This is a genomic window from Streptomyces sp. NPDC003036, from assembly GCF_040611175.1.
Taxonomy (GTDB): domain Bacteria; phylum Actinomycetota; class Actinomycetes; order Streptomycetales; family Streptomycetaceae; genus Streptomyces.
Window position 1 is genome coordinate 1 of the sequence record NZ_JBEXNO010000087.1, and the last position, 4984, is coordinate 4984.

Below are 4984 nucleotides of genomic sequence, written 5' to 3' on the forward strand. Positions count from 1 at the left end.
TCGCGGTTTCAGACGCACGCAACACATGTCCTTTTTTACATGACCCACCCCAGGGGGCGCGCCCCCCCCCCCCGCCCGCGGGGGGGGGCCCGACGGCGGGCCCCCCGCCCGGGCCCCCGCGGGGGGTCGGGGCCTCAAGGGCCGCGGAAGGCCCTCAGGGGCCCTCAGAGGGCCTCGGAGGCCGACGATGGGGTGTGCCGGGGTTACGCGGCTCGGCGGGCCCCGTACACGGCGAAGGGCGGCCCGGCGGGGATGCCGGGCCGCCCTGGGCGGGGATCGGGAACGGTGTCTCAGCGCCTGGCGGGCTCCACCGAGAGGGAGTGGCGGAAGAAGTTCGCCGGGTCGTAGCGGCGCTTGACCTGCTGGAGCTTCGGATAGTTGTCCTTGTAGTACAGCGTCTGCCACGGCACGCCGGACCGGTTGCGCCGCGGGTCGGCGACGTCACGGTCGGGGTAGTTGATGTAGCAGCCGTCGGTGCGGTCGTCGATGACCGGCACCCCGCCCGTCGCCGCGAAGAAGTCCTCGTACAGGTCACGCACCCAGCCGAGGTAGAAGTCGTCCTCGCTCTCGTCCTGCCAGAAGGTCTGGAAGCACATCTTGAACACCGAGCTGCGCTGCGCGTTCGCCGTCGCGTCCGGCGCCACCGCGTTGACGCGGCCGCCGAAGGAGAACAGCACCAGCATGGTGTCGGGGTTGGTGAAGTCCGGGCGCGTCATGTGCTTGTAGAGCGCGGCGATCTGGGCGTCGGTGAAGTTGCGCCGCATGTAGCCGGACTTGTGGGCGCCCCGGGACGTGGGGTCGGTGATGGTCGGGTTGTTGGTGCCCACCAGCCGCGTCGCCTGGAGCCACGGCATGGTGCGCGGCTCCGCGAGCTGCGGCATGGCGGGCAGCTCCCCCGTGGGCTTGGTCAGCGCGCGGGGCTTGATGCCGGTGCCGGCGGTGATGGCCGCCAGGTAGGTGTCGAGCAGCTGCCGGGCGCCGGGCACGGTCGCGTCGACCTGGGTGAACATGCCGAGGCTGCCGTGGGCCTTGGAGCTGACGTTGAAGAGGCTGCTGAGGTGGCGGTACTCCGAGTCCGGGCCGCTGTGCTGCTCGTGCCAGGCGCCGAAGTTCTTCAGCAGCCGGGCGAACTTCGTCTCGTCGAGCTGGTCCCAGGGGAAGTCCACGGCGCTGACCAGGACCGTGGACGGCGGCGAGATCAGCTGGTCCTCCGGCGCCGTGCCCCGGGCGTCCGGCGAGCGGAACCAGTAGCGGGTCACCAGGCCGAAGTTGCCACCCCCGCCGCCCGTGTGGGCCCACCACAGGTCCCGGTGCGGGTCGTCCTCCTCCCGGGTGGCGACCACGGTCCGGGTGCGGCCCGCCGCGTCGACGACCACGACCTCCACCGCGTACAGATGGTCCACGACCAGTCCGTGGGCGCGGGAGAGCAGGCCGTAGCCGCCGCCGGCTATGTGCCCGCCGGCGCCGACGCTGTAGCAGATACCGCCCGGCACGGTGACGCCCCAGCCCTTGTAGAGCGCCTCATAGACGTTGATGAGCCGGGCGCCGGGCTCGACGTAGAAGGCGCGGCGGGCGGCGTCGTACCCGACGTCGGTCATCTCGGAGAAGTCGAGGATGACCTCGATCTCGGGGTTGCAGGCGAAGTCGGCGAAGCAGTGGCCGCCGCTGCGCACCGAGACGCGCTTGCGGGCGCGGAACGCGTCGCGCAGGGCCTTCTCGGCGTCGGCCGAGGACTTGATCATCTTGATGTAGTCGGGTCTGGCGACGAAGCGCTGGTTGTTGCCCGTCGTCAGCTCCGGGTAGCGCGGGTCTCCGGGCCGGATCGTGGCCCCGGTCCCCGCGCTCGCCGCACCCGCCGGGGCGGCGGACGGCGCGGCGACGGCGGCCGTGGCCAGGCCCGCGGTGACGGCGGCCCCGCCGGCGAGGGCCGCGCCGCTGCTCAGCACCGAACGGCGATTGACTCCACTCATGGTCGCTTACCTCAGGTTTGTTGTGGCGATGGTGAGGAACGGAGGAACGAATGCGGAATGCGGTGCCGGCCCGTCAGACGGGGGCGTACGGAGCGGCGTCCGCCTGCTCGGGGGCCGCCGCCTCCGGCCGCGGGGCCGCGCGCCGACGGGTCCGCCGGTCGAGCAGGCCGGAGAGCACAGCCACGGCCAGGCCGGCCGCGGCGAGCAGCGCGCCGGTCCAGTTGGGCGCGGTGTAGCCGAGGCCGTGCTCGACGGTGAGGCCGCCGAGCCAGGCGCCCACGGCGTTGCCGAGGTTGAAGGCCGCGATGTTGGCGGCGGAGGCGAGGGCGGGTGCTCCCTCGGCCTGCTGCATCACGCGCGTCTGCAGCGGCGGCACGGTGGCGAAGCCGACCACGCCGAAGACGAAGAGGGTGATCGCGGCGGGCAGGGGCGCGCGGGCGGTCTGCACGAAGACCAGCAGCACCACGGCGAGCGCGCCGAGGATGACGTACAGGCTGGGCATCACGGCCCGGTCGGCGGCCTTCCCGCCGAGGACGTTGCCGACGCACAGGCCCAGCCCGAACAGGACGAGCAGCCAGGCCACCGCCCCGGCCGAGAAGCCGGCCACCTCGGTCATCATCGGGGCGATGTACGTGAAGGAGGCGAACACCCCGCCGAAGCCGAGCGTGGTCATGGCCAGCGCCAGCCACACCTGCGGGCGGCGGAAGACCGCCAGCTCACCGCGCAGGCCCGCGTCCGCCTCCTTCGGCTGGGGCGGTACGAGGGCGGCGACGGCGATCATGCCGACGATGCCGAGCGCGGTGACGGCCCAGAAGGTGGAGCGCCAGCCGAAGTGCTGGCCCAGCACGGTGCCCAGGGGGACGCCGAGCACGTTGGCCACGGTCAGCCCGATGAACATCAGGGCGATGGCGCTGGCCTTCTTGTCCGGCGCGACGACGTTCGCGGCGACGACGGAGCCGATGCCGAAGAAGGCGCCGTGGGTGAGGGCGGCCACCAGGCGCCCCGCCATGAGGAGTTCGTAGGTGGGGGCCAGCGCGCACAGCAGGTTGCCCGCGATGAAGACGCCCATCAGGAGGGTGAGCATGGTCTTGCGGGGCAGACGGGAGCCCGCCGCGGTCATCAGGGGCGCGCCGACGACGACGCCGAGGGCGTACCCGGTGACGAGCATGCCGGCGCTGGGGATGGGGACCGACAGATCGCGGGCCACCTCGGGGAGCAGGCCGACGATCACGAACTCGGTGGTGCCGATGCCGAAGGCACCGAGCGCGAGGGCGAGGAGCGCGAGGGGCATCAGAGGCCCTCCCGCCGCGCGCGGGCGTGGCCGGGGCAGCCGGTCAGGCGGCGGTGGCGGGCGTACGGCGTGAGCTGGGCGCGCAGTCGGCGGCGGCCGCGGTGGAGGCGGGAGGTGACCGTGCCGTGCGGGACGCCCAGGCGGGCGGCTATCTCCCGGTACGCCAGCCCCTCGACGTCGGCGAGGTAGACGACGGTACGGAACTCCGCGGGCAGCGCGCGCAGCGCCTCCAGCACCTCGTGCTCGGGCAGGTGGTCCAGCACCTGGGACTCGGCGGAGGGCAGCCGGGCGGCGCCGTGGCCGGCGGCCCGGACGTGCTGCCAGTCGTCCGTGTCCCCCATCAGCGCCCACCGGGGCTCGTGCTGCCGCTTGCGGTAGGTGGTGATGAAGGTGTTGATCAGGATGCGGTGGAGCCACGCCCGCAGGTTGGTGCCCGCCCGGAAGTGGTGGAAGGACTGGTAGGCCTTGGTGAAGGTCTCCTGCACCAGGTCCTCGGCGTCGGGGCGGTTGCGGTGCAGCCGCAGGGCGGCGGCGTACATCTGGTCCCGGTAGCCGAGCGCGTCCCCCGCGAAGCGCGCACGGCGCTGCTCCCGGGTCTCCGCGGGCTGTGCGGGCTGTGCGGTGTCGTCAGTCGGTGGGGTCTGCGGGGTCTCTGCGGTTTCTGCGGTCCCTGCCGGGGCGAGGGTGTCGGTCATCGGGAGTCCTTTGCGGTCACGGTCAGAGCTGGCGGAGGGCTCCGCCGTCCACGGCCCATTCGGCGCCGGTGACCTGCCCGGCCTGCGGCGAGAGGAGGTACGCGATGACCCGCGCGACGTCGTCGGGCGTGCCGATGCGGCCGGTGGGCAGCTTGCGCTCCTCGCGGATGAAGTGGTCGACGGCCGCGTCGGCGGACAGCCCGTACCGCTCGGCCAGCTGCTCGGCGAAGCCGCCGGGGGCGTCGAAGAGCGCCGTACGCGTGGGGCCGGGCGAGACGACGGTCGAGCGGACGCCGCGCGGCGCGAACTCGGCCGACAGGCTCTTGGACAGCGACAGCAGGGCCGTCTTGGTGGCGGCGTAGTCGACGATGCCCGGGTCCGGGAAGCGGGCCGCCTCGCTGGCGACGTGGACCAGGCTGCCCTCGCCGCGCTCCAGCAGGACCGGCAGGACCGCGCGGGTCATCCGCACGTGCGCGTGGAAGTTGAGGGCGAAGGTCTGGTGCCACTCGGCGTCGGTGACGTCGAGGAAGCCGTTGTGGGAGACCAGAGCGCCGGCGTTGTTGACCAGCCCGTCGAGGCGGCCGTGCCGGTCCAGTACGGCGTCGACGACGCGCCGGGCCGCGTCCGGGTCGGTCAGGTCGGCGGCGACCGAGGTGACCTCGGGGCGGCCGATGGCGTCGACGCCGTCCGTGCGGCGGGCCACGCCGACGACCCGGGCCCCTTCGGCCGCCAGCAGCCGGGCGGTGGCCTCGCCGATGCCCGTGGAGGCGCCGGTGACGAGGTAGACACGGCCGGCCAGGTGCAGGTCCATCGGTTCTCTTTCGTGGGTGAGGAGGGAACGTGGGCGGCGGTGCACCCCCCGACGGGGGAGGGCGAGGGGTGCACCGCCGTGTCTGCGCCGGACAGGACTCCGGTCAGAGGGCTGCCTTCTTCTCCCTGTTGTGGAGGAAGAGGGTGGTGGTGAGGACGCCGAGGAGGACGATGGCGGCGTTGACGAGGACGGCGATGCCGATGCCGTCGAGGATGGC

At 73.2% G+C, this 4984-nt stretch carries 4 protein-coding genes; all 4 read right to left on the reverse strand.

What is annotated here, in order from left to right; genetic code table 11:
* Positions 1-290: 290 nt before the first annotated feature.
* On the reverse strand, positions 291-1970 hold the full coding sequence (locus tag ABZX67_RS33080; RefSeq protein WP_355368439.1) for an FAD-binding protein: 1680 nt from the start codon (positions 1968-1970) through the stop codon (positions 291-293).
* 73 nt (positions 1971-2043) lie between these two features.
* Positions 2044-3261: an MFS transporter gene (locus ABZX67_RS33085; protein ID WP_355368442.1), complete on the reverse strand. Its 1218-nt coding sequence runs from the start codon at positions 3259-3261 to the stop codon at positions 2044-2046.
* On the reverse strand, positions 3261-3956 hold the full coding sequence (locus ABZX67_RS33090) for a sigma-70 family RNA polymerase sigma factor (RefSeq protein ID WP_355368445.1): 696 nt from the start codon (positions 3954-3956) through the stop codon (positions 3261-3263). Before ABZX67_RS33090 ends, ABZX67_RS33085 begins: the two co-directional genes overlap by 1 nt.
* Positions 3957-3978: 22 nt before the next feature.
* Positions 3979-4767 (reverse strand): SDR family oxidoreductase, encoded by a 789-nt coding sequence (locus tag ABZX67_RS33095; RefSeq protein WP_355368448.1) that lies wholly within the window; start codon positions 4765-4767, stop codon positions 3979-3981.
* Positions 4768-4984 lie beyond the last annotated feature (217 nt).

Bases quoted from the DNA above. Each gene is read 5' to 3' on its own strand.
- ABZX67_RS33080 (WP_355368439.1), bottom strand. From the start codon at position 1,970: ATGAGTGGAGTCAATCGCCGTTCGGTGCTGAGCAGCGGCGCGGCCCTC.
- ABZX67_RS33085 (WP_355368442.1), bottom strand. From the start codon at position 3,261: ATGCCCCTCGCGCTCCTCGCCCTCGCGCTCGGTGCCTTCGGCATCGGC.
- ABZX67_RS33090 (WP_355368445.1), bottom strand. From the start codon at position 3,956: ATGACCGACACCCTCGCCCCGGCAGGGACCGCAGAAACCGCAGAGACC.
- ABZX67_RS33095 (WP_355368448.1), bottom strand. From the start codon at position 4,767: ATGGACCTGCACCTGGCCGGCCGTGTCTACCTCGTCACCGGCGCCTCC.